Annotated in this window: 21 protein-coding genes; 14 read left to right on the top strand and 7 right to left on the bottom strand. The window is 67.1% G+C overall.

The genetic code is table 11. The features are described 5' to 3' along the window. Positions 1–63: 63 nt before the first annotated feature. A complete protein-coding gene (locus CFB81_RS17090) occupies positions 64–2193 on the bottom strand; it encodes a TonB-dependent siderophore receptor (protein ID WP_069618972.1) in 2130 nt (709 codons plus the stop codon). A gap of 240 nt (positions 2194–2433) precedes the next feature. Between CFB81_RS17090 and CFB81_RS17085 the strand changes: the two genes are divergently transcribed. Both CFB81_RS17085 and CFB81_RS17080 read left to right on the top strand, forming a co-directional pair. Further along, positions 2434–2850, top strand: coding sequence for a hypothetical protein (locus CFB81_RS17085; RefSeq protein WP_179234917.1), 417 nt, complete (start codon positions 2434–2436; stop codon positions 2848–2850). Positions 2851–2998: 148 nt separating this feature from the next. Next, a complete protein-coding gene (locus CFB81_RS17080; protein ID WP_069618973.1) occupies positions 2999–4627 on the top strand; it encodes an NADP-dependent glyceraldehyde-3-phosphate dehydrogenase in 1629 nt (542 codons plus the stop codon). A gap of 73 nt (positions 4628–4700) precedes the next feature. Here CFB81_RS17080 and CFB81_RS17075 read toward each other — a convergent pair whose 3' ends face one another. After that, positions 4701–5333, bottom strand: a complete 633-nt coding sequence (locus CFB81_RS17075) for a LysE family translocator (protein ID WP_089435942.1) — start codon at positions 5331–5333, stop codon at positions 4701–4703. Between CFB81_RS17075 and CFB81_RS36145 the strand changes: the two genes are divergently transcribed. The 5 genes from CFB81_RS36145 (at position 5322) to CFB81_RS17055 (ending at position 10732) form a co-directional block, all read left to right on the top strand. Then, positions 5322–5645: a hypothetical protein gene (locus CFB81_RS36145; RefSeq protein WP_179235994.1), complete on the top strand. Its 324-nt coding sequence runs from the start codon at positions 5322–5324 to the stop codon at positions 5643–5645. The two genes, CFB81_RS17075 and CFB81_RS36145, sit on opposite strands and share 12 nt — an antisense overlap. A 278-nt stretch (positions 5646–5923) precedes the next feature. Next, positions 5924–6247, top strand: a complete 324-nt coding sequence (locus CFB81_RS17070; RefSeq protein ID WP_050018102.1) for a hypothetical protein — start codon at positions 5924–5926, stop codon at positions 6245–6247. Positions 6248–6370: 123 nt separating this feature from the next. Next, positions 6371–6856: a hypothetical protein gene (locus CFB81_RS17065; protein WP_089435941.1), complete on the top strand. Its 486-nt coding sequence runs from the start codon at positions 6371–6373 to the stop codon at positions 6854–6856. Between the two features lie 242 nt (positions 6857–7098). Further along, a complete protein-coding gene (locus CFB81_RS17060) occupies positions 7099–8568 on the top strand; it encodes a PepSY domain-containing protein (protein ID WP_089435940.1) in 1470 nt (489 codons plus the stop codon). A gap of 40 nt (positions 8569–8608) precedes the next feature. After that, positions 8609–10732, top strand: coding sequence for a TonB-dependent siderophore receptor (locus CFB81_RS17055; protein ID WP_089435939.1), 2124 nt, complete (start codon positions 8609–8611; stop codon positions 10730–10732). Between the two features lie 88 nt (positions 10733–10820). Here the strand turns inward: CFB81_RS17055 and CFB81_RS17050 are convergent, their stop codons facing one another. Then, a complete protein-coding gene (locus CFB81_RS17050) occupies positions 10821–12065 on the bottom strand; it encodes an NADH:flavin oxidoreductase/NADH oxidase family protein (protein ID WP_089435938.1) in 1245 nt (414 codons plus the stop codon). Positions 12066–12142: 77 nt separating this feature from the next. Between CFB81_RS17050 and CFB81_RS17045 the strand changes: the two genes are divergently transcribed. Continuing rightward, positions 12143–12601, top strand: coding sequence for a MerR family transcriptional regulator (locus CFB81_RS17045; protein WP_089435937.1), 459 nt, complete (start codon positions 12143–12145; stop codon positions 12599–12601). A gap of 185 nt (positions 12602–12786) precedes the next feature. Then, the gene (locus CFB81_RS17040) at positions 12787–13107 is read left to right on the top strand and encodes a DUF1330 domain-containing protein (RefSeq protein WP_089435936.1); all 321 of its coding nucleotides are present in this window, start codon (positions 12787–12789) and stop codon (positions 13105–13107) included. Between the two features lie 29 nt (positions 13108–13136). Here CFB81_RS17040 and CFB81_RS17035 read toward each other — a convergent pair whose 3' ends face one another. Continuing rightward, complete coding sequence (locus CFB81_RS17035) at positions 13137–13973, bottom strand: NAD(P)-dependent oxidoreductase (protein WP_089435935.1); 837 nt, start codon at positions 13971–13973, stop codon at positions 13137–13139. A 71-nt stretch (positions 13974–14044) separates the two neighbouring features. Here CFB81_RS17035 and CFB81_RS17030 point away from each other — a divergent pair, with 71 nt between their 5' ends. After that, the gene (locus tag CFB81_RS17030; protein WP_069618982.1) at positions 14045–15148 is read left to right on the top strand and encodes a LacI family DNA-binding transcriptional regulator; all 1104 of its coding nucleotides are present in this window, start codon (positions 14045–14047) and stop codon (positions 15146–15148) included. A gap of 78 nt (positions 15149–15226) precedes the next feature. On the opposite strand, the gene CFB81_RS17025 is transcribed toward CFB81_RS17030, so the two are convergent. Continuing rightward, positions 15227–16519: an MFS transporter gene (locus CFB81_RS17025; protein WP_069619070.1), complete on the bottom strand. Its 1293-nt coding sequence runs from the start codon at positions 16517–16519 to the stop codon at positions 15227–15229. Positions 16520–16845: 326 nt separating this feature from the next. Here CFB81_RS17025 and CFB81_RS17020 point away from each other — a divergent pair, with 326 nt between their 5' ends. Next, on the top strand, positions 16846–18318 hold the full coding sequence (locus CFB81_RS17020) for a DNA-3-methyladenine glycosylase 2 family protein (protein ID WP_089435934.1): 1473 nt from the start codon (positions 16846–16848) through the stop codon (positions 18316–18318). Beyond that, the gene (locus CFB81_RS17015; protein ID WP_089435933.1) at positions 18315–18848 is read left to right on the top strand and encodes a methylated-DNA--[protein]-cysteine S-methyltransferase; all 534 of its coding nucleotides are present in this window, start codon (positions 18315–18317) and stop codon (positions 18846–18848) included. The genes CFB81_RS17020 and CFB81_RS17015 overlap by 4 nt, the downstream gene beginning before the upstream one ends. 13 nt (positions 18849–18861) lie before the next feature. Here the strand turns inward: CFB81_RS17015 and CFB81_RS17010 are convergent, their stop codons facing one another. Further along, complete coding sequence (locus tag CFB81_RS17010) at positions 18862–19680, bottom strand: helix-turn-helix domain-containing protein (protein WP_089435932.1); 819 nt, start codon at positions 19678–19680, stop codon at positions 18862–18864. Between the two features lie 77 nt (positions 19681–19757). On the opposite strand from CFB81_RS17010, the gene panB reads away from it, so the two are divergent. Then, a complete protein-coding gene (gene panB / locus CFB81_RS17005; protein ID WP_089435931.1) occupies positions 19758–20612 on the top strand; it encodes a 3-methyl-2-oxobutanoate hydroxymethyltransferase in 855 nt (284 codons plus the stop codon). A 29-nt stretch (positions 20613–20641) separates the two neighbouring features. On the opposite strand, the gene CFB81_RS17000 is transcribed toward panB, so the two are convergent. Continuing rightward, positions 20642–21133: an Lrp/AsnC family transcriptional regulator gene (locus tag CFB81_RS17000; RefSeq protein WP_089435930.1), complete on the bottom strand. Its 492-nt coding sequence runs from the start codon at positions 21131–21133 to the stop codon at positions 20642–20644. Between the two features lie 156 nt (positions 21134–21289). Here CFB81_RS17000 and glmS point away from each other — a divergent pair, with 156 nt between their 5' ends. Further along, positions 21290–23119 (top strand): glutamine--fructose-6-phosphate transaminase (isomerizing), encoded by a 1830-nt coding sequence (gene glmS / locus CFB81_RS16995; protein WP_089435929.1) that lies wholly within the window; start codon positions 21290–21292, stop codon positions 23117–23119. Positions 23120–23412: the final 293 nt, after the last annotated feature.

Raw genomic sequence — 23412 nt, 5'->3', positions numbered from 1 at the left:
GATCATGGGCAGCGAAGCGCGGATCATCGTGACGAAGACCCGCATCGTCGCGCACCGCGTGCGTTACATGTGCCACTTCACCGTGGCGGTCAGCGTGCGCGGATCGCCGGGCATGTTGTACAGGTCCGCGTTGCCGTGCGCGGAGATGAAGTAGCGGCGATTGAACAGGTTGTCGAGCGTGAGCGTCACGTCGACCTTCTTGCTGCGATAGCCGGCGCCCAGGTTGAACACCGTGAACGACGGCAGCGTGACGAGATCGCTCGCCGACGTATAGCGCGCCGACTGAAACTGCATGCCGGCCGCCGCGTAGAAGCCGTACGGCAGCTCGCGCTTGAGCCACAGGTTCGCGCTGTGGCGCGGCATCAGCCCCGGCGTGTTGCTCGACACCGCGACGCCGGCCGCCGTCGATTGCGCGGAACCGTCCACCGTACCGTTCAAGTACGCGTAACCCGCATACACCGACCACTTCGGCGCGATCTCGCCCGTGAAGCCGAGCTCCATCCCGCGCACGTGCTGCGTGCCGATCGGCAGCGCGTAGCCGGGATTCGCCGGATCCCCGATCTGCTGGTTGGTCTGGCGCATGTCGAACAGCGCGACGCTGGCCGTCGCCTTGCCGCCGAGGTCGAAGCGCGAGCCGACTTCATACGCGGTGGTCTTCTGCGGCGCGAGCGCGGCGCCGTTCGAGAACGCGCCGGAACTGATCAGCGTGTCGGCCAGCGGCGAGAACGACTGGCTGAACGACCCGTACAGCGTGAGCCAGTCGAGCGGTTCGTAGATCAGCCCGACGCGCGGGCTCCACGCATGATCGGTACGGTCGAGATTGACGTTCGACGACGTGTAGTCGTGGCGGATCTGGTTCAGGTAGTCGAAGCGCAGGCCGGCGAGCACCTTCCAGTGTTCGGTCAGCGAGATCAGGTCCTGCGCATAGACACCCGCGAGCCCGACGACGGTCGACGCGTTCGTCTTCGCACGCGTGCCGGTCGGCACGCCCGGCAGGACGACCGGCTGCGGATTGAAGAGATCGTAGGTCGCGACCTTCGTCACGCTGTAGATCGTGTCGAACTTCTGCTGCTGCGACAGCTCCAGCCCGTACAGCAGCTCGTGGCGCATGCCGAACAGCGACGTCTTCTGCGTGAGTTCGAACAGCCCGTCGATGCCGTGATCGGTGCGCTGGCGCGTCGACTGGTCGAGCGTGACGACCGGGTGCGCGGCAGTCTTGATCGGCTCGTAGTTCACGTAGTTCTTCCGCTCGAGCGAGAAGTCGTACGCGCGGATCGCGCCGTGGAACGACAGCGAATCGTTGAAGCGGTGATCGAGCGACACCGTCGCGCTTTTCGCGGAAACGTCGTTGTACGAACTGTTCACCCCGTCGGCCGACCCGTAGTACGTGTTGATCGGCACGTCGACCGGCCGGCCGCGATACGCGGGCACCCCCTGGTCGGACGTGCGGCGGTCGTGCAGGTAGTCGAATTCGACGTTCAGCACCGTGTCGCGGTCGAGCTTGAACTGCGCGGACGGCGCGATCGCCTGCCGGTTGAGCTGGAACTGATCGCGGAAGCTGTTCGAATTCTCGGCCGCGCCGGTCATGCGGAAGCGCGCCGCGTCGTTCGCGTTCCAGCCGAGGTCGAATTCGCCGCGCCGCTCGCCGCGCGTGCCGAGCGTCACGCCCACGTCGTTCACCGGGTTCGCCTGCGGCCGCTTCAGCACGCGATTCACGATGCCGCCCGCCGAGCCGCGCCCGTACAGCACCGCCGCCGGCCCCTTCAGCACCTCCACGCGATCGACGTTCGACAGGTCGCGGTAGTACAGCGCGTCGTCGCGAATGCCGTCGACGTACTGGTCGGTGATGCTGTTGAAGCCGCGGATCGTGATCTGGTCGCGCTGGCCGTCGCCGACCGAGAAGCCGACGCCCGGCACGTTGCGCAACGCGTCCTGCAGCGACGTCGCGTTCTGATCCTCGATCACCGCGTGCGGCACGACGTTCACGGTCTGCGGCACGTCCATCAGCGACATGTCGGTCTTGGTCGCCGCGCGCGAATGGCCGCCGTCGTACGACGCATGCTCGGCGGCCGCGTTGACGGAAATCGCGGGGAGGGTCGCCGCGGCGTCGGCCGCTTGTGCAAACGAAGTGCGGGCGCCGGCCAGCGACGTGGCGATCAGAAGCGCATGGCACGCGCTCGTGTTGAGTTTCATCGTGAACGTAGAAGGGGGGTGAAGAAAACGGCGAACGGCAGCCCGCCGGCCGGCGCAACCGGCACGAAAAAAGCCGTGACGCCCCGTCACGGCCGGTAATGCGGCGAAATAATAAACGAGAATGATTCGTGTTTTTAGTTAATTTTCAACGTGTCGCCTGCCCGCAACGTGAACGCGCATCGCGCTCTGCATTCCTGACGAATGCCTTTCCATTTCGGGTAATCGGGCGGCCAGAATGTAATGAAAAAGAAAGCATTGATCGGTCGCCTCATGCGGCGACGATCGGTAAAAAAGCGGGATCGGGATATGGAGACGGAGAAGCGGGAAGGACCACGAAGGATCGGGTCATGCAGGCGGAGCGGATTCAACAGTCCGGTGCGCGCCGGACCGGGCAACCCCGACCCGGCGCTCCGGGCAGCCGACCTCGTATCGGCAGTGCGGCGATCTTCTTCTGTTCTTCACTACGTCTGCTCTCAGGTTCACTGCATTTTTTTCCTCGCCGCGTCGGGCCATTATCCGCTCAATTCGGGCGAAGTAAAACGTTTGCGGTTGCACCCCGGCCGTTATACCGGCGATTCGGCAACAGTCTTTCCGAATGCTTACGGTAATTGCGACGCGGTTTCCGCCATGTTGCATTCGTTGCGGCGTTCCTTTTAAATGGAACTGGTTCCATTCGTTGAATCGGCCATATTCGCGCGTGACGAGGAGTCGCGTGCGCGTCATGATGCCGATTCAGGATCGAGGATCATCCCGTTCAGGATTCGCATCGCCCGTCCTTCCCGGACACCCGTCAAACGAGACCGTCATGCCCGATTCCGCCTCCCTGCAGCACCTGTTTCCCGCATTACAGGACATCCCCGCCGAATTCCGGCTGGCTTCGCCGATTCACCAGCGCGTGTCGCTCGTCGACGGCGAATTGCGACCGTGGGACGGCGCGACCAAGACCGTGCTGTCGCCCGTGTGCGTGCGGCAGGCGGACGGCAGCGTCGAGCAGGTCGAGATCGGCAGCTACCCGGTGATGGGCGAAACGGAAAGCGACGCGGCGCTCGACGCCGCGGTGCGCGCGTACGACGCCGGCCGCGGCGAGTGGCCGACGATGAAGGTCGAACAGCGCATCGCGTGCATGCAGGACTTCATCAAGCGGATGGTCGCGCAGCGCGAACTCGTCGTGAACCTGATCATGTGGGAGATCGGCAAGAGCCTCGCCGATTCGCAGAAGGAGTTCGACCGCACCGTCACGTACATGACGCAGACGATCGACGCGCTGAAGGAGCTCGACAACGCGAACTCGCGCTTCGTGATCGCGGAAGGCACGATCGGCCAGATTCGCCGCACGCCGCTCGGTGTCGTGCTGTGCATGGGCCCGTACAACTATCCGCTGAACGAAACCTTCGCGACGCTGATCCCCGCGCTGCTGATGGGCAACACCGTGGTGTTCAAGCCGCCTCAGTACGGCACGCTGCTGTTCGAGCCGCTGCTCGAAGCGTTCCGCGACGCGTTCCCGAAGGGCGTGATCAATACGATCTACGCACCGGGCGCGGTGGTCGTGCCGCACATGCTCGCATCGGGCAAGATCAACGTGCTGGCGCTGATCGGCTCGAGCAAGGTGGCCGATCACCTGAAGAAGCAGCACCCGAAGTCGCACCGGCTGCGCGCGATCCTCGGCCTCGACGCGAAGAACGCGGCGATCGTGCTGCCCGACGCCGATCTCGACCTCACCGTGAAGGAGTGCCTGCTCGGCGCGCTGTCGTTCAACGGCCAGCGCTGTACCGCGCTGAAGATGCTGCTGGTGCATCGCTCGATCGTCGACGAATTCCTGAAGCGCTTCACCGCCGCGCTCGAACAGCTGAAGATCGGCATGCCGTGGGAAAAGGGCGTCAGCATCACGCCGCTGCCCGGCATGCACCGCACCGCGTACATGACGGATGCGATCGACGACGCGAAAGCGAAGGGCGCGCACGTCGTCAATCAGTCGGGCGGCGAGTTCAGCAAGACGCTGTTCTACCCGGCCGTCGTGTATCCGGTGTCCGAAGGGATGAAGCTGTACCGCGAGGAGCAGTTCGGGCCGATCATTCCGGTCGCGCCGTTCGACGACGTGGACACCGCGCTCGACTACGTGACGACGTCGGAGCACGGCCAGCAGGTCAGCATCTTCGGTTCGGATCCGGCGCAGATCGGCGCACTCGTCGATCCGCTCGTGAACCAGGTGTGCCGCGTGAACATCAATTGCCAGTGCCAGCGCGGGCCCGACGTGTTCCCGTTCGCGGGCCGCAAGGATTCGGCGGAAGGCACGCTGTCGGTGAGCGACGCGCTGCGCGCGTTCTCGATCCGCTCGATGGTCGCGGCGAAGCAGACCGACAGCAGCAAGCAGTTGCTCGATTCGATCGTGTCGGATCACCACTCGAAGTTCATCAATACGGGCTTCATTTTCTGAAGCGGGCTTGATCGATGCAGGCGCCTCCGTCGCACGTCGGTGCGGCGGAGGGTTTCAGGCACGCACCGTGCGGCTAGACGTTCGTCACCAGCAGCCGAATGCCCGCCACCCCGAACACGACGGCCAGACACGCTTCCATCGCGCGCCGCCCGCGCACGTACAGCCGGCGCGCACCGTCCATCGAGAACACCAGCGCATAGCCGCCGAACACGAGACAGCCGATCGCGAGGCAGCCCGGCACGACGGCGCCGTGCGCGCCGCCCGCGCCGTTCGACGACAGCGCGACGATCGACACCCACACGAGAATCGCCTTCGGATTGGTCAGGTGCAGCATCGCGCCGCGCACGTAGAAGCGCGACAGCCGCTGCTCGCGCGCCGCGTTCGCCGCTGCCGCCAGCGGGCCCGACAGCGCCGTGCGCCCCGACTTGAACGCGAGCCACAGCAGGTACAGCCCGCCGAACACCTTGATCGCCACCAGCAGCTTCGACCACGCGAGCAGCGCGGCCGAGACGCCGAGCGCCGCCACCGTCGCCCAGAACATCGACCCCGAAATCACGCCGAGCGCGAACGCGAGCGCCGCCTTGCGGCCCTGGTTCGCGGCGACCGACATGATCGCGAGATTGCTCGGCCCGGGGCTCGCCGTGCCGATGAAATAAGCGGTGTAGGCAAGCAGCAGGTTGGCGGAGAAGAAGGCGTGGACGCTCATGTCGAACCTCGCGGAGACGATCGGGAGATTGTTGGCAAACCTGCGTCGTCTGCCCATGGACAATTGCGCGGCAATTCGCTGGGCCAGTTGTGTGGCCATGCAACCGATCGCCGCGCCCGGACCGTCTCTGTTTTGAAACACCTGGCGCATGCGCTGCCGGTTCGCGCGATGCGGCAACGGGCGCTCCATGAAGTCGTTTCCCGTCGCGAACGCACGGCCGGTGTGGCCGAACCGCCCGCTACGCGCCGTTCCGGCCTTTCGCCGGCAGAAACGCACGACGCGCCCGATGTCCGCGTTACGTTACATCCGTGAAGCATTTCGCGTCGTCGAGCCGCTTCCGGCGTTCGATACCGTCTGCCTGCCGCCCATCGACCCCCTCCTCGATCGCCTGCGCGATCCAGTCCCGACGGGACTCGCCGAGCGATGCCGGACCGCGGCTCAACATTACTCAACAATCGTCCGGCGGCGCTGGTACGGAATCTGCATTCCGTTCGGGCAGAAGCCGCGCCCGGTACCGCGCGGACACGAATTCACCCTCGGGCGCTCCCCCGGATCCGCCCGTACGATATGCACACGCAACGAGGCTCTCCATGGATGCGCAGCCCAACTCGTCCGATTCGTCGTTCCAGCTCTTCCTCGCGAAGGTGCTTGAACAGCCGCTGCCCGACTGGACCGAAAAACAGCAGATGGAACTCGAGATGGCGCACACGCTGTCGACGCAAATGGTCACGCTCGCCGAAGACATGCGCGGTCGCACGCCCGATCTCGCGCGCTGCCTCGTGCTGCTCCGCTACGCGAAGGTGCTCGACTTCATGCTGACGTCGCTCGCCGCGCACCGCGACATTCATCCGCAGACGCTGCGCACGCTGTTCCGGCTCGCGAACCTGAAGGTCGACGACGCGTATCCGGTGTGAGCCGGCGCAACGGACCGGAGGCCGCGCACGGACCGGCGCGGCCACGCCGGCCAGGCGCGATTCGCTCCCGCACACGCACGGCCCGCCTGCCCCCGCGCGCAAACGGCGGTACAATCGCGCGCCATGAACGCACTTCGCCGCTTCCTGCTCCGGCCAGGCGTCGCGCGACAGTTGCTGTGGGGGTTCCTCCTCGTGACGCTGCTGTCCCGCGCGCTGATGTCGGGCGCCGTGATGCTCGATCCGGACGGTCCGGAGGCGGGCTCGGTGGTGCTGTGTTCGGGCCGCGGCCCGCTGATCGTCGCCGGCGCCGCACTGGCCGCCCGCTTCGACGCGAGCGCGCCGATCACGCCGGCCAACGATGCGCTCGCGCTCGTCGACGCGCTCAAGCATGACGCGCACGCCGACAAGGCCGCGTCCTCCGGCGACGGCGACGGCCTGTGCGCATTCGGCGCCGCGCTGTTCACCGCGCTCGCGTCGTTCGCGCTGCTGGTGCTGCTGTTTCCCGCGGCGCCGCCGCGGCGCTTCCGCGTCCACTGCTACAGTCCTCCTTTCGTGCGATCGATATTCGACGATCGCCCGCCCTCCCGCGCACCTCCCCGGTTCTGCTGAACGTTCCGCCCTGTGACGCATGCACGTCGACGTGCATGCACGTTCACGCCGTTCGTTTCGCCCGACCTGATTCACGCGTTCACCCGCATGCCCGCTTCGCGCGGGCGACGCCGCCTTGCGCTCCGTTTGCGCAGCGCGCGGCGCCGCCTGCCGCGCCGACGCATGCACGCGGGTGCGACGCACGTTGACGGCCGCCGGCCCGCGCCGGCCCCGCCGCTCGACGAAGCCGAGGAGTTCACACCATGTCGACCATCGTCGATCGGGCCATCGCGCCCGCCCGTTCCGCCAGCGCCGGTTACCGGACGCTCTGGCGCTGGCATTTCTATGCCGGCCTGTTCGTGATGCCGTTCCTCGTGATCCTCGCGATCACGGGCACGCTCTACTGCTTCCAGCCGCAGATCGAGCCGCTGCTGTATCCGCACCGGCTGGTCGTCGAACCGCGCACGACGCCGCGGCTCGATGCCGACACGCTGCTCGCCCGCGCCCGCACCGCGATGCCGGCAGGCGCAACGCCGGTTTCCGTGCAAGTTTCCTCCGCGCCGGACCGCAGCGCCGAGTATGTTTTCCGGCTGCGCGACGGCAGCCGCGAGAGCGTGTACGTGAACCCGTACGACGGCAGCGTGCTCGGCACGCTGAGCGTCGAGAACCGCTTCATGCAGGTCGACCGGATGCTGCATCGCAAGCTGCTGCTCGGCAAGACCGGCGAGTTGCTGATGGAACTCGCCGCCTGCTGGACCTTCGTGATGATCGGCACCGGCATCGCGCTGTGGTGGCCGCGCGGCGCGGCACGCGTCGGGCGCGCGCTGCAGCCCGACCTGTCGCTGCGCGGCCGGCCGCTGTGGAAGAGCCTTCATGCGACGGCCGGCATCTGGCTCGCGGCCGGCACGATCGCGTTCATCCTGTCCGGGCTGCCGTGGTCGGGCTCGTGGGGCAAGAACTTCAAGGCGCTCGCCGCGACCGTAAACCTCGGCGCGCCGGAAGGCGCGTGGGGCGGTGCGTCGGTGCGCTCGACGCGCCCGGGCGCCGCCGCGGCGGCCGGGACTGCGCGCGCGCCGGCCGCCGCCGCGTCCGGCCATCACCACGAATCGGACGAATCGATGCCCGGGATGGTGATGGACGACCTGCCGTTGCCGCAAACGCCGTGGGCGGTCGGCAACGTGCCCGTCCCGCATTCGCCATCCGCGCCGACGCCCGCGCCGCTGCCATTGGCCCGCGCGATCGCGATCGTCGCCGGGCTCGGCGTGACGAGCGGCTACACGCTCGCGCTGCCGGCCGGCACGGACGGCGTGTTCACCGCGTCGTACTTTCCCGCCGACCCGAAGGCAGAACGCACGATCTACGTCGACCAGTACAGCGGCGCGGTACTGAAGGACATCCGCTATGACGACTACGGCGCGGTATCGCGAGCGGTGTCGTACGGCACGTCGCTGCACATGGGCCGTTATTTCGGGCTCGCGAACCAGATCATCTGCGCGGTGTTGTCGCTCGGGCTGGCCGCGATGGCCGTCACGGGCACCGTGATGTGGTGGAAGCGCCGCCCGGCCCGGACGCTGGGCGCACCGTCGCGCGAACGCGGCGCGCCGCCGATGCGTGGCTGGATCGCCGGGCTCGTGCTGCTCGGCATCGTGTTCCCGTTGATGGGGCTGACGATCGTCGCGGTCTGGTTGCTCGACCGGCTGCTGTTCGGCCGCGCGGCGCGCGCCGCGGCGTGATGAACGCAAGCGCTTCCCCCATTCGAAGGAAACCGAAACAATGAAGTTCAGATTGATGCTGCCTGCCGCCGTGCTCGCGGCGCTGTCGCCGGCCGGGCAGGCACAAACACAGGAAAACGGCGTCGACGGCACCGGCGCCACGCTCGCACCGATTCGCGTCGACGCGCAGAAGGCGCCCACACTGACGCAACCGCTCGACACCGGCAGCCATCTCGGGCTGTCGCCGCTCGAAACGCCCGCGAGCGTCGAGCAGATCAGCCGCGCGACGCTCGACACGCGCGGCGACAGTTCGATCATCGACGCCGTGAGCCGCGCCGCCGGCATCAGCGCGTCGCCGCATCCGGGCAACGGCAACTCGGAGCTCGCCGCGCGCGGCTTCGTCGGCGCGTCGTCGGTCACGCAGCTCTACGACGGCGTGCGCCCGTACGGCGCGATCGGCGTCACGTTCCCGTTCGACACGTGGTCGGTCGACCATATCGACGTGCTGCGCGGCCCCGCTTCGGTGATCTACGGCGAAGGCGCGATCGGCGGCGTGGTCAACATCGTCCCGAAGAAGCCGACGCGCACGCCGATCCGCAACGAACTGCAGGTCGGCGGCGGCACCGAAGGCACCGCGCGGGCCGCGTTCGGCAGCGGCGGCGCGATCAACGACAAGCTGTCGTACCGTTTCGACATCAGCGGCAACCGATCGTCGAACTGGGTCGATCGCGGCAATTCGCGCAACCTGTCGATCTCCGGCGCGCTGCGCTACGACGTGACGCCCGACCTGTACGTGACGGCCTCGTATGCGCAGGGCTTCCTGCATCCGATGCAGTATTTCGGCGTGCCGCTCGTCAACGGTGCGCGTGACCGCGCGCTCGACAAGAAGAACTACAACGTCGGCGACGCCGACATCGCGTTCCGCGACAGCTGGGCCACCGTCTCGGTGAACTGGCAGCCGAGCGACAGCCTGAACGTGACGAGCACGCTGTACCGGATGAAGAGCAACCGTCACTGGAAGGATGCGGAGTACTACACGTACCTGCCGTCGAGCGCGCAAGTGCGGCGCAGCAGCTACACCGAGATCTTTCACGACCAGGAACAATACGGCAACGTGACGACGGCCACCGTCGGCGACGCGCTGCTCGGCATGCGCAACACGTTCTCGGCGGGCGTCGAGTTCAACCACACGACGTTCCAGCACGACAACAACTCGCCGTATGCGGGCACGTCGACGGTCGATCCGTTCAACTTCGATCCGGGCAGTTTCATCAACACGGCCGGCACGTTTCCGAAGTACCGCAGCCAGTCGAACCAGTACGCGCTGTTCGCGGAGAACCGGCTCGAGATCACGCCGCGCTGGTCGGTGATCGGCGGTCTGCGCTACGACCATGCGAGCGTGAACCGCGACGATCTCGTGAACGGCGGCGCGTTCACGAAGGTGTTCGCGAACACGGGCTGGCGCGTCGGCACCGTGTACGACGTGCGGCCCGGCCTCGCCGTGTATGGACAGTATTCGGTCGCGGCCGATCCGGTCAGCTCGCTGCTGTCGCTGAATGCGTCGAAAGCGAACTTCACGCTCGCGACCGGCCGGCAGATCGAGATCGGCGTGAAGCAGTCGTTCCTCGACGGCAAGGCGGAATGGACGCTCGCCGCGTACCGGATCGTGAAGGGCAACCTGCTGACCGCCGACCCGGTGAACCCGAACCAGTCGATCCAGGTCGGCCAGCAGTCGTCGCGCGGGCTCGAGGCGACGGTCGGCGCGGAGATCGCGAAGGACTGGCGCGTCGATGCGAACGTGTCGATCCTGCGCGCGAAATACGACGATTTCCAGCAGTCGTCCGGCGGCACGACCGTGTCGCGCGCGGGCAACGTGCCGGTGTCGGTGCCGCAGCGGCTCGCGAACCTGTGGGTAAGCTGGCGCTTCGCGCCGGACTGGACGGGCATCGCGGGCGTCAAGTACGTCGGCAAGCGGTTCGCCGACACCGCGAACCAGCTCGTGATGCCGTCGTACACGACCGTCGACCTCGGCCTGGCGTGGAAGCCGCGCAAGGATACGACGATCACCGCCCGCGCGTACAACGTGTTCAATCGCCGCTACGTGCAGTCCGCGTATTACAACGAAACGCAGTATCTGCTCGGCAACGACCGGCGGTTCGAGGTGCTGGCGAACTACCGGTTCTGAGGACGCATGCCGCCGCGCGCCGGGCAAGGCGGCACATGCGCGGCGGCGTGCCGGTCAGCCTTCGGCATCGCCAGCTCGCGTCGAGGCATCACGCACGCGTGCCCGCCGCGCGCCCCGCCATCCACTTCCGGTAGCGCCGCGTCTGGCACTGCGCGGCCAGTTGCTGCCGCACCAGCGCGCGCAGCGGCGACACCCGCGGGTGCGTGCGGCGCCCTTCGCTCAATCGCGTGAGCTGGAACTTGACGACGGCCATGTTCGCCAGCGCGCCCAGCGCCTTGTTCTTCCAGCGGATCGGCTGCAGCACCGGCGCGCTGTCCTTGCCGGCGCGCCAGTCGCGCGGCAGGTTCGGGTCGATCGACAGCGCGGTCGCGATGCCGACCATCGCGACGCCGCTGTCCACCACCTGCTCGGCCACCGCACGGCGCCGGATGCCGCCCGTGACCATCAGCGGCATCCGCGCGACGGCCGTGATGTCGCGCGCGAATTCGAGGAAATACGCTTCGCGCGCCAGCGTGCGGCCGTCGCGCGCCTCGCCCTGCATCGCCGGCACTTCGTAGCTGCCGCCCGACAGTTCGACGAGATCGACGCCGAGCGGATTCAGCAGTTCGACCACGCGCTTCGCGTCGTCCGCGCTGAAACCGCCGCGCTGGAAATCGGCCGAGTTCAGCTTCACCGCGACGACGAAGGCCGGCGACACCGCCGCGCGCACCGCCTTCACGATGTCGAGCAGCAGGCGCGCGCGGTTCTCGATGCTGCCGCCCCACTGGTCCTGCCGGCGGTTCGTCAGCGGCGACAGGAACTGGCTCAGCAGATAGCCGTGCGCCGCGTGCACCTGCACGCCGGTGAAACCGCTTTGCTCCGCGAGCTGCGCGGCGCGCACGAAACGCTGCTGCACGTCGGCGATATCGGCTGCCGTCATTTCCTTCGGCACCGGAAACTGCTTCGACAGCGCGCCGAGCGCGAGCGGCACGGCCGACGGCGCGAGCGTCGTCTGGCCGAGCGCCGCCTGCATCTGGCGCCCCGGGTGATTGATCTGCATCCACACATGCGCGCCGTTCGAGCGTGAGATCTGCGCCCAGCGGCGGAAACGGTCCAGATGCGCGTCGCTTTCGAGCACAACGCCGTTCGGCCCCGTCATCGCGCGGCCGTCCACCATCACGTTGCCAGTCAGGATCAGCCCGACCTCGCCGTCGGCCCACGCCTGGTACAGGCGCAGTAACGCGTCGGACGGCGCGTGGTCCGCATCGGCCATGTTTTCTTCCATCGCGGCCTTGGCCAGACGGTTCGGAATCACCGCCCCGTTGGGCAGTGTGAGGGGCGCAAACAGATTCATGGTGGCAGATCCTCGATTGACGATGGCCCACGATAACTTTAAAGTCAACTTTAAGGTCAAGCCCTTTTGGAACCAACATGAAAATCGGCGAACTGGCGAAAGCGAGCGGCCTCGCGGCGTCGCGCATCCGCTTCTACGAAGCGAGCGGCCTGCTCGAACCGGCCCGTCGGCAGGCGAACGGCTATCGGGAATACGGGCCGGAAGCGTTGACGCGGCTCGCGATCATCGATCGCGCGCAAGGCGCGGGCTTCTCGCTCGACGAGATCCGCGCGGTGCTGCCGCCCGATCTCGGCGCATGGCCGCACGATCAACTGCTGGCCGCGCTGCGGCACAAGGTCGACGAAATCGCGCTGCTCGAACGGCGTCTCGCGCAGAACCGGCAGCATCTGGAAACGCTGATCGGCGAGATCGAGAACAAGCCGGCCGGCGAGGATTGCGCGGGCGCCGCGCAACGGATGCTCGACCGGCTGGGCGAGCAGGCGAACGAGCCGCTGGCGCCCGCGCCTGTCGTGCGGCCGGCGCGCAAGCGGGCGTGATGGATCGTGCTGAGGGATTGCACCGCGCCGTCCATCGATCGATGCGGGCCGCGCGCCTGAAGTGAAGCGCGACGCGGGCGCGGTTGCCCCGATTTGCTTACGTCGCGGGTAATCGACGCGCGCCGCCCGCGTCGCGATCATGGGCTTCATCGACTCTCGAACCGCATCCCGCCAAGGAGCCCGCCATGACCGCGTACGCCATCGCCCACCTGCACGACGTCGACATGTGCGACGACATCATCGAATACATCGAACGGATCGACGGCACGCTTGCGCCGTACGACGGCCGTTTCGTGATTCACGGCGCCCGCCCGGAGGTACGCGAAGGCGTGTGGCGCGGCGACCTGATCGCGATCGCATTCCCCGATCTCGACACGGCGCGCGCGTGGTACGAATCGGATGCGTACCGGCAGATCCAGCCGCTGCGCGCACGGCACGCGAGCGGCCCGTTGATCCTGATCGACGGCGTCGACGAGCGGCACAAGGCGACCGACATTCTGCGTTGAACCTTGACGCGGGCAACGCCTGCCGACGCTTAGGGCGCCGTTCGCTCCATCGGCTCGCCGACGACGAACCCGCCGCCCTGGAACCGCTGCGCGGGATCGTCGTAATCGGCGGTCGGCGCCGTCACCGGGAACAGCCCGGCGAACTGCTCGGAACTGTCGCGCGGGCGAAAGCCGAGGAAGCCGACCTTCGTGTTGTCCCACCACTTCACCGGGTTGTCCGACGCGCCGTAGACGATCGCGTGCCCGACGCGGTTCGTCAGCAGCGAGCAGCGCACGAGTTCGATGAAGTCGCGGTAGCTGAGGAACGTGACGAGCATGCGCGGATTCTTCGGCACCTCGAACGACGACCCGATCCGCAGGCATACCGTCTCGATCCCGAAGCGATCGAAGTAGTAGCGCGACAGCGATTCGCCGAAGCACTTCGTCACGCCGTACAGGCTGTCCGGGCGCAGCGGCGCATCGGCGTCGAGCACCTCCGTGACCGGGTGGAAACCGATCGCATGGTTCGAGCTCGCGAACACGACGCGCTTCACGCCGTGCTTGCGCGCGGCTTCGTACAGGTTGTACGTGCCGGTGATGTTCGCGCCGACCAGATCGTCGAACGGCGCATCGACCGAAATGCCGCCGAGGTGGACGATCGCGTCCACGCCGTCGACGAGCGCCATCACGGCGGGCCGGTCGGCCAGGTCGACCACGCGCAGCTCTTCATGCGCGGCCGCGTCGCCGAGCGTCACGATGTCGCTGACGCGCACGACGTCGGCCCAGTCGGCGAGCGCGCCGCGTAACTGGCGGCCGAGGTTGCCGGCCGCGCCCGTCAGCAGCAGGCGGCCGAACGGTTTGCGCGCGGCGGTGGATGAGACGTTCATCGAATCTCCTTGGATCTGACCTAACACGGAAAACGTTTTCCAACTATACGCGGACGCGCCGCCGAGCGTCAATGGTCGAACCTGCTCGCAGCCCTCCGCATTTTCCCGATATCGGCGGCTGTCTGCGCGCGGGCTTTTTCTGCCACAATCGGGCGTTATCGAACGAAAACGTTACCCTTCGAATGAAAAAAGTTTCCTCGACGATCCGCGACGTGGCCGCGGAAGCCGGTGTGTCGGTCGCGACGGTATCGAAGTACGTGAACGGCACGCAGCGCTTCTCGCCGACCGTCGAGGCACGGCTGAAGGAGGCGATCGAGCGGCTCGGCTACCGGTCGAACCCGCTTGCGCGCTCGATGATCACCGGCCGCACGCGCACCATCGGCCTCGTGATCCTCGACATCAGCAACCCGCACTTCACGAACGTCGTGAAAGGCGCGAACCGCGTCGCGCTGCAGCACGACTACACGCTGCTGCTCGTCGATACCGAGGAGAACCAGACGCGCGAACGCTCGCTGATCGAGGCGCTCGCGCAGCGCGTCGACGGGCTGATCGTCAGCACGCGGATGCCCGACGACGAAGCCGGCTGGATGCTCGACCTCAACAAGCCGCTCGTGCTGCTGCGCCGCAGCCCCGGCCTGCCGATTCCGAGCGTCGGCATCGACAACCGGCTGTCGACCTACATGCTCGCGCGCCACCTGCTCAATCTCGGCCATACGCGCATCGCGTATCTCGGCTTCGGCACCGCGCGCGTGAACGACGAACGGATCCAGGGCGCGCGCGACTGCCTCGCCGAAGCGGGGCTCACGCTCGACGTGCACGACGCGCACGCGCCGACCGCCGAGGCCGGCGAGCGCGCGTGCTCGCGCGTGATGCTCGGGCCGCAGCGCCCGCAGGCCGTGATCTGCTACAACGACCTGATTGCGCTCGGCTTCATGAAGGAAGCCGCGTCGCTCGGCTTCCGGCTGCCGCAGGACGTGTCCGTCGCCGGCATCGACAACGTGCCCTACGGCGAATACGCGGCGCCCGCGCTGACGACCGTCGACATCCAGAGCGAGAACATGGGCGAGCTCGCGATGCAGAAGCTGATCGACGCGCTCGCCGGGCGCACCGATGCGAGCTACTCGACGTTCGAGCCGCGGCTGATCATGCGCGCGTCGACGGCCTCGGCCGGCTGACGCGGTCGCGACGCGCGTCACGTCCCCGAACTAAAAACGCCGCCCCGAGGGCGGCGTTGTCGCTTGGCCGATACGCCATCACGCATCGAGTTGCGCGGGCTTCATCTTCGGCGTGAGCACGTGCATCACGGCCAGCGCGATCAGGTAGGCCGACGCGCCGATCGCAAACAGCACCCAGTAGTGGCCGGTGCGCTGCAGCACCTGGCCGATCACTTCCGAGAACAGCACGCCGCCGATCGAGCCGGCCATTCCGCCGATGCCGACCACCGACGCGACCGCACGGCGCGGGAACAAGTCGGACGCGGTCGTGAACAGGTTCGCCGACCAGCCCTGGTGCGCGGCGGCGGCGAGGCCGACGATCAGCACCGCGATCCACAGGCTCTGCACCTGCGACACGAACGCGATCGGCAGCACGCAGCAGGCGCAGATCAGCATCGCCGTCTTGCGCGCGCGGTTCACGCTCCAGCCCGCGCGCAGCAGCATCGACGACAGCCAGCCGCCGCCGATGCTGCCGACCGTCGTCAGCGCATAGATGCAGACGAGCGGCAAACCGATGTGCTGCATGTCCATCCCGCGCGACTCGTTGAGCCACTTCGGCAGCCAGAACAGGTAGAACCACCACACCGGATCGGTCATGAACTTGCCGATCAGGAAGGCCCACGTCTCGCGCTTGCGGATCAGTTCGCCCCACCGCGGCGCGCCGGCGTTCGCGTTCGCCGCGTCGAGCGCTTCGGCTTCGTCGCGCGGCTCGTCGTATTCCGCGGCGAGCGCGCGCGTGTCGGCCGTGCGATACATCACCAGCCACACCGCGAGCCACACGATGCCGATCGCGCCGATGATCACGAACGCCGCGCGCCAGCCGTAGGCCACCGCGATCGCCGGGATGATCGCCGGCGCGAACACCGCGCCGATGTTCGCGCCCGAGTTGAAGATGCCGGTCGCGAGCGCGCGCTCCCGGCGCGGGAACCATTCGGCCGTCGTCTTGATCGCGGCCGGGAAGTTGCCGCCCTCGCCGATCCCGAGCAGCGCGCGCACGGCCGCGAAGCCCGTCACCGAGCCGACCGCCGCGTGCAGCATCGCGGCGATGCTCCATACCAGCATCGCCACCGCGTACGACACGCGCGTGCCGAGCCAGTCGACGATGCGCCCGAAGCCGAGCAGGCCCAGCGCATAGAACGCCGAAAACGCCATCACGATGCGGCCGTACTGCACCTGGCTCCAGCCGATGTCGTGCTGCAGCATCGGCGCGAGCAGGCCGAGGATCTGCCGATCCATGTAGTTGATGACGGTCGCGAAAAACAGCAGTGCACAGACGGTCCAGCGATAGCGGCTGGCGGCCGCGCGCACCGCGCCGACGACGGCAGAGGGCATGAATGTCTCCGATGCACGGTCGCGCCCGTCGCGCCGCACGAAGTGTTCGTTGACCGGCGACCGGCGCCGGGGCGAACGGCCCATGTGCTACTGCACAGGCACTTTTCGCCAATCCATCTGGAAAACGTTTTTCAAAGGATAGGCCGCGTGCCGGGGCCGTGTCAGTCCGGGATTTCGATGAGTCATCTCAAATTGGTCGCGGCAAAAGAGACGACTGTTTCGCAGAATGGCATTAACCGTTTTTCCGCTGATTTTCCCGCTGCGGCGCGGCGGGCGCGCGGCCCGCCGACACACATGTCCGATTTCAGCCAGAATCGGCCGCGAGGATGGTTTACAGTCGTCGCATGCGCCTCGACCCCGACACCTGCTACGACGCCCTGCTTTCGCGAAACCGCCGCTTCGACGGCTGGTTCTTCGTCGGCGTCGCGACGACGGGCGTGTACTGCCGCCCCGTGTGCCCGGTGAAGCCGCCGAAGGCGCAAAACTGCAGCTACTACCCGACCGCCGCGGCCGCCGAGAAAGCCGGCTTCCGCCCCTGCATGCGCTGCCGCCCCGAGCTTGCGCCCGGCCATGGGCTGCTCGATCTGTCCGGCAATCTCGCCGACGCGGCCGCGACGCTGATCGACGACGGTTTCCTGAACGCGCATTCCGTCGATGCGCTCGCACGGCGCGTCGGCGTGACCGAACGCCATCTGCGGCGGATCTTCGACGCGCGGTTCGGCGTGTCGCCGGTCGAGTTCGCGCAGACGCAGCGGCTGTTGATGGCCAAGCGGCTGCTGACCGATACCGCGCTGCCGGTGGCCGTCGTCGCGTCGACGGCCGGATTCGGCAGCGTGCGACGCTTCAACGACCTGTTCCGCCTGCGCTACGGCCTCAATCCGCTGCGGCTGCGCAAAGGGGCCGGTGCAGCGGCCGACGGCGACATGACCTTTCCGCTGCCGTACCGGCCGCCGTTCGCATGGGCCGACCTGATGCGCTTTCTCGCGCAGCGGCAGATCGACGGCGTCGAGCGGATCGACGCGCAGCGTTATGCCCGCATCGTCGACCTGCCCGACCGGAACGACGGCCGCCGCGTGGCCGGCTGGCTGTCCGTCGCGCATGTGCCGCAGCGCTTCGCGCTGGCCGTCACCGTGTCGCCCGCGCTGACGCCGGTCGTGCCGGCCGTGCTGGCACGCGTGCGCCGGCTGTTCGATCTCGACAGCCGCCCTGACGTGATCGACACGCATCTCGGCGATCTCGCGAGCGGCGCGCCGGGCTTGCGCGTGCCCGGCGCGTTCGATGGTCTCGAGATCGCGATCCGCGCGATCGTGGGCGAGCAACTTGCGCAGGCTCGGGCGAATACGCCGTTGCTCGCACGGATCGCGTCACGCTTCGGTCATTCGGTCGACGACGCGCCGCCGGGCCTCACGCACGCCCTGCCCTGCGCCGCGACGCTGGCCGCGCTGCCGCCTTCGGCCTTCGAAACGGTCGGCATCGAGCGCGACATGGCGCGCGCGATCGTGTCCGTCGCCCGCGCCGTCGACGACGGCACGCTCGCGCTCGAACCGATGGCGCCGCTCGACGCGACGCTCGCCGCGCTGCGCGCGCTGCCCGGCTTCGACGAACGCGCTGTGCAGTACGTCGCGATGCGTGCGATGGCCTGGCCGAACGCGTTCCCCGCCGACGACGCGTGGCTGCCCGCCCGCACCGAACCCGCGCGCGGGCCGTCCTGCGCGCCGCACGCAGCGGCGCACTGGGCGCCGTGGCGCGCGTATGCCGCCCTGCATGGGTGGCGCCTTCACGGAAATGTGTCGCGATGACCCCCGCTCACCTGATTCCGAGCCCGCTGGGCGACATCGCCGTGCGCATCGAGAACGATGCGCTGACCGGCCTGTACTTCGTCGGCCAGAAATACTTTCCGTCGGTAGCGATCGTGACCGAAGCGGACGCGCACGCGATGTCGCCCATCGCGCGCCAGGTCGCGGAAGAAATCGCCGAGTACTTCACCGGCGCGCGCGACACGTTCTCGGTGCCGATCCACCTGCGCGGCACCGCGTTTCAGCAACGCGTCTGGAAGGAACTGCTCGCGATTCCGTTCGGCGAACTCGTGTCGTACGGCGATATCACCGAGCGCGTCGGATTGCCGATGAGCGGCGCGCGCGCGGTGGGCGGCGCGGTCGGCCGCAATCCGGTATCGATCATCGTGCCGTGCCATCGCGTGGTCGGCGCGTCGGGCAGCCTGACCGGTTATGCGGGCGGCATCGATCGCAAACGCGCGCTGTTGTCGCTCGAAGGCGCGGGGTTTTCGCGCGGCGCATATCAACCGATGCAGCGGGCGCTTGCGTTCTGACGGAGGGTGCGCATCACGCGCTCAACACCGACCGGCGCGCTTCACGCTTCGCATACGCGCCGGGCGTCACGCGGAATTTCGCCTGGAACAGCGCGATGAAGGACGACGTCGAGTCGTAACCCAGTTGCGCGGCCACCGTGCCGATCGGCGCGCCCGCATCGAGCAGCGGCAGCGACGCGAGCAGCCGCACGGCTTGCCGCCATTCGGTGAACGACAGCCCCGTGTCCTGCCGGAACAGCCGCGACAGCGTGCGCCGCGTCGCGCCGACCTGATGGCCCCATTCGTCGAGACTGCGCGTATCGCCCGGCGCCGCATGCAACGCCCGCGCGATTTTAAGCAGGCGAGGATCGCGCGGCAGCGGCACCGTGAGCGGCGCCGGCTGCATGCGCGCGATCCGGTCCGCGATCAGGCACACGAGCGCACCGTCCGGCCCGGCCTCGTCGTAGTTCACCGGCAACTCGCCGGTCGCGATCACCAGCTCGCGCAGCAGCGGCGTCATGCAGAGGATCGTGCAATCGTTGTTCACGTCGCTGCGTGCGATGGCCTCGTCGAGATACAGGCTGTGGAACGCGACGCAATCGCGCGTCGACACCGCGTGCGGCACGTGCGGCGGAATCCACATCGCATAGTGCGGCGGCAGCAGTCGCCGGCTCGACGGTGTCGTCACCTCGAGCACGCCGCTCGTCGCATACATCAGCTGGGCCCACGGATGACTGTGCGTGTCGACGCTCACGTTGCCGGGAATGCCGAACGCACGCACGTACAGCGGCCTCGGCAGGCGCGCCATCTGCGGCACCGCGTAAGGGTCGCCGGGTTGTCCCGCCAGCAACATAAGACGTCCTCCGAAGATCATTGCACGAACGAGCGCGATGCTACCGTGGCGGCTCCTTTTTCACACGGCTTCCGCCCATGAGCGCTCATACCCGCATCACCCGCAAGACCATCACCGCGATCCGCTCGACCAAAGGCATCGGCAGCCTCGTGTCGCTGACTGCGTACTCCGCGCCGATGGCCAAACTCGTCGACGACGTGGCCGACGTGATCATCGTCGGCGACTCCGTCGGCATGGTGCTGTACGGGATGCCCGATACGCTGCGCGTCACGCTCGACATGATGATTGCACACGGCGCGGCCGTCGTGCGCGGCGCGACGCAAGCGTGCGTCGTCGTCGACCTGCCGTTCTCCACGTTCCAGGAATCGCCCGCGCAGGCCTATCGCTCCGCCGCGCGGCTCCTCGCCGAAACCGGTGCGCAGGCCGTGAAGCTCGAAGGCGGCTGCGAGATGACCGACACGATCCGCTTCCTGACCGATCGCGGCATTCCGGTGATGGCGCATGTCGGCCTCATGCCGCAGCAAGCCAACGCGACGGGCGGCTTCCGCGCGCAGGGCATGGACCCGCGTTCGGCCGCGCAGGTGTTCGACGCCGCGTGCGCGGCCGAGCGGGCCGGCGCATTCAGCGTCGTCATCGAGGGCACCGCCGAAGCACTCGCGCGCCACCTGACCGGGACGCTGACGATCCCGACGATCGGCATCGGCGCATCGCCCGCCTGCGACGGGCAGGTGCTCGTGACCGAGGACATGATCGGCGCGTTCGATGCGTACACGCCGCGCTTCGTAAAGCGTTACGCGGATGCGAACGCGATGATGCGCGACGCGATCCGCCAGTATGCGCATGACGTGCGGCGGCGCGTGTTTCCGGAGCCCGCGCATTGTTTCGGGTACGGCAAGCCGCTGCAACTGACGAACGCGGCCACTGCTGCATGACACGGGACGAACGACGCGGTCACCTCACGCTACGTGCGCTTGCGCATCGCATGCGCGACCCGCGCGTTCGCTTCGAATTTCGCGCGATGCGTCGAGAAAAACGTCCTCACGTTGCGGACGTTCGACGCGCCGGTGAACAGCCGCCGCGCGAATTCGTCGTATTCGGCGACGTCGGCGAGATCGGCGATCACGACGAAATCCGGCCCCGGCGACACGCGATAGCACTGCGTGACGGCCGGCTCCGCGCACACGTACGCTTCGAACGCGTCGTAGTCTTCGGCCGTCTGCCGGTCGAGGCTGATTTCGATCAGCGCGGTGACGCCCGTACCGATCGCGACCGGATCGAGTACCGCGACCTGCCGACGGATCACGCCGGCCTCCGTCAGCCGGCGCACGCGCCGCATGCAGGTGGGCGGCGACGACAGCGCGCGCTCGGCGAGTTGCAGGTTGGACACCGACGCGTCGTCCTGCAGGATCGCGAGGATGCGCAGGTCGAGATCGTCGAGGGTGATGCCGGCCATCGGCCACTCCTTCCGGTCAGACAGTGAAATTTAATTTCAATATGATAGACGATCATCCGTCTATTTCATGTTTTCTCATTTTTTGAAATTTAATTCCATTTCACTGGCTCTACCATCGCTCTCACTGATCCAGACAGGACATTTACGGAGCGCGATATGTGTGGAATCGTCGGGGCGGTTGCCCAGCGGGACATCCTGCCGAACCTGGTCGACGGCCTGAAACGGCTCGAATACCGCGGCTACGACTCGTGCGGCGTCGTGGTCTACCGCGACCGCGCGCTGGCGCGCGCCCGCAGCGTCGATCGTGTCGCGAACCTGCAGCGCGAGATCGCCGCGCAGGCGTTGTCCGGTTACACGGGCATCGCGCATACGCGCTGGGCCACGCATGGCGCACCCGTCACGCTCAACGCGCATCCGCACTTCTCGCCGAGCGACGCGAATGCGCGCATCGCACTGTCGCACAACGGGATCATCGAGAACTGCGATCAACTGCGCGCGGAACTGCAGGCGCACGGCTATGTGTTCGCGAGCCAGACCGACAGCGAGGCGATCGCGCATTTGATCGACCATCTCTACGACGGCGACCTGTTCGAGGCCGTCCGGCATGCGGTGGCGCGACTGCGCGGCAGCTATGCGATCGCGGTGATGTGCCGCGACGAGCCGCACCGGATCGTCGGCGCGCGCGACGGGATGCCGCTCGTGGTCGGGGTCGGCGAAGGCGAGAATTTTCTGGCGTCCGATGCGATCGCGCTGTCGGGTATCACCGATCGCATTGCCTACCTGGAGAACGGCGACGTCGCCGATATCCAGCTGCATCGCTACTGGATCGTCGATGCGAACGGCCAGCGCGTCGAGCGCACGGTGCAACGCGTCGCCGCGCATAGCGGCGCGGCCGATCTCGGATCGTATCGGTACTACATGCAGAAGGAAATCTTCGAGCAGCCGCAGGCGGTGGCCGATACGCTGCTCGACGTTTCGTCGATCATGCCGGAGCTGTTCGGCGACGGTGCGTGGCGCGTGTTCAACGACGTCGATTCGGTGCTGCTGCTCGCGTGCGGCGGCAGCTATCACGCGGCACTGACCGCGAAGTACTGGATCGAAAGCATTGCGAAGCTGCCGGCGAGTGTGGAAATCGCCAGCGAGTTCCGTTATCGCGACAGTGTGCCGAATCCGCGCACGCTGGTGGTTGCGGTGTCGCAGAGCGGCGAAACCGCTGATGTGCTCGGCGCGGTGCATGTCGCGAAGCGCAGCGGGATGACGCACACGCTCGCGATCTGCAACGTCGCGACGAGTGCGTTGATGCGCGAATGCGCGCTGCAATTCGTGACGCGTGCGGGAGTCGAGATCGGCGTGGCTTCGACGAAGGCGTTTACGACGCAGCTCGTTGCGCTGTTCCTGCTGACGTTGTCGCTGGCGCAGGTGCGCGGGCGGTTGAGCGACGACGAGGAGAAGGAACATCTGCGGGCGCTGCGGCATCTGCCCGATGCGATGTCGAAAGTGCTCGCGCTGGAACCGCAGATCATGGCGTGGTCGGAGTTGCTCGCGCGACGCGACAACATGCTGTTTCTCGGGCGCGGGATGCATTATCCGATCGCGCTCGAAGGCGCGCTGAAGATGAAGGAGATTTCCTATATTCATGCGGAGGCCTATCCGGCGGGGGAACTGAAGCATGGGCCGCTGGCCCTCGTCAGCAATGAAATGCCTGTGATCGCGGTTGCGCCGAACGACATGCTGCTCGAGAAGCTCAGGTCGAACATGCATGAGGTTAGTGCGCGGAATGGGCGGCTGTTCGTGTTTGCGGACGTGGACTGTGGGTTGGTGCCGAGCGAGGGAATCGAGGTGATTCGGCTGAACGAGTACTACGGGCCGTTGTCGCCGATCCTGCATACGGTGCCGATGCAATTGCTCGCGTATCACGCTGCGTTGGCAAGAGGGACGGATATCGATAAGCCTAGGAATTTGGCTAAGTCGGTGACGGTGGAGTGAGGGGCGGTTTCGCGCTCTTATTTGCTGACGTCAATTAGTTTCGTATACGCTGGTCGCAAAAAGTTTTGTTTACGGGGGAACCAGGGCTGACGAGCCTTGTAAAGCTGGGCGTAAACGAAATTAATTGACGAGGCCCTCCAGAAGTGGGACGAGCCCCCTGAAGTTTGCTGCAGCATCTCATTTCTTTGCGAAGTGCCACTAGTTCACGGTTTGAATACCCGAAACCGCCAGTGGACGGCAACCGGCATCCGAGGCATTCGGCGGTCAGTAGCATGAAGACCGATTCGAAGGGC

The organism is Burkholderia sp. AU28863, assembly GCF_002223195.1.
Taxonomy (GTDB): Bacteria; Pseudomonadota; Gammaproteobacteria; order Burkholderiales; family Burkholderiaceae; genus Burkholderia; species Burkholderia sola.
The sequence above is the reverse complement of the archived record's forward strand: the minus strand, read 5'-3'. Positions and strand labels throughout refer to the sequence as shown.

Bases quoted from the DNA above. Each gene is read 5' to 3' on its own strand.
- CFB81_RS17090 (WP_069618972.1), bottom strand. From the start codon at position 2,193: ATGAAACTCAACACGAGCGCGTGCCATGCGCTTCTGATCGCCACGTCG.
- CFB81_RS17085 (WP_179234917.1), top strand. From the start codon at position 2,434: ATGAAAAAGAAAGCATTGATCGGTCGCCTCATGCGGCGACGATCGGTA.
- CFB81_RS17080 (WP_069618973.1), top strand. From the start codon at position 2,999: ATGCCCGATTCCGCCTCCCTGCAGCACCTGTTTCCCGCATTACAGGAC.
- CFB81_RS17075 (WP_089435942.1), bottom strand. From the start codon at position 5,333: ATGAGCGTCCACGCCTTCTTCTCCGCCAACCTGCTGCTTGCCTACACC.
- CFB81_RS17070 (WP_050018102.1), top strand. From the start codon at position 5,924: ATGGATGCGCAGCCCAACTCGTCCGATTCGTCGTTCCAGCTCTTCCTC.
- CFB81_RS17065 (WP_089435941.1), top strand. From the start codon at position 6,371: ATGAACGCACTTCGCCGCTTCCTGCTCCGGCCAGGCGTCGCGCGACAG.
- CFB81_RS17060 (WP_089435940.1), top strand. From the start codon at position 7,099: ATGTCGACCATCGTCGATCGGGCCATCGCGCCCGCCCGTTCCGCCAGC.
- CFB81_RS17055 (WP_089435939.1), top strand. From the start codon at position 8,609: ATGAAGTTCAGATTGATGCTGCCTGCCGCCGTGCTCGCGGCGCTGTCG.
- CFB81_RS17050 (WP_089435938.1), bottom strand. From the start codon at position 12,065: ATGAATCTGTTTGCGCCCCTCACACTGCCCAACGGGGCGGTGATTCCG.
- CFB81_RS17045 (WP_089435937.1), top strand. From the start codon at position 12,143: ATGAAAATCGGCGAACTGGCGAAAGCGAGCGGCCTCGCGGCGTCGCGC.
- CFB81_RS17040 (WP_089435936.1), top strand. From the start codon at position 12,787: ATGACCGCGTACGCCATCGCCCACCTGCACGACGTCGACATGTGCGAC.
- CFB81_RS17035 (WP_089435935.1), bottom strand. From the start codon at position 13,973: ATGAACGTCTCATCCACCGCCGCGCGCAAACCGTTCGGCCGCCTGCTG.
- CFB81_RS17030 (WP_069618982.1), top strand. From the start codon at position 14,045: ATGGTCGAACCTGCTCGCAGCCCTCCGCATTTTCCCGATATCGGCGGC.
- CFB81_RS17025 (WP_069619070.1), bottom strand. From the start codon at position 16,519: ATGCCCTCTGCCGTCGTCGGCGCGGTGCGCGCGGCCGCCAGCCGCTAT.
- CFB81_RS17020 (WP_089435934.1), top strand. From the start codon at position 16,846: ATGGTTTACAGTCGTCGCATGCGCCTCGACCCCGACACCTGCTACGAC.
- CFB81_RS17015 (WP_089435933.1), top strand. From the start codon at position 18,315: ATGACCCCCGCTCACCTGATTCCGAGCCCGCTGGGCGACATCGCCGTG.
- CFB81_RS17010 (WP_089435932.1), bottom strand. From the start codon at position 19,680: ATGTTGCTGGCGGGACAACCCGGCGACCCTTACGCGGTGCCGCAGATG.
- panB (WP_089435931.1), top strand. From the start codon at position 19,758: ATGAGCGCTCATACCCGCATCACCCGCAAGACCATCACCGCGATCCGC.
- CFB81_RS17000 (WP_089435930.1), bottom strand. From the start codon at position 21,133: ATGGCCGGCATCACCCTCGACGATCTCGACCTGCGCATCCTCGCGATC.
- glmS (WP_089435929.1), top strand. From the start codon at position 21,290: ATGTGTGGAATCGTCGGGGCGGTTGCCCAGCGGGACATCCTGCCGAAC.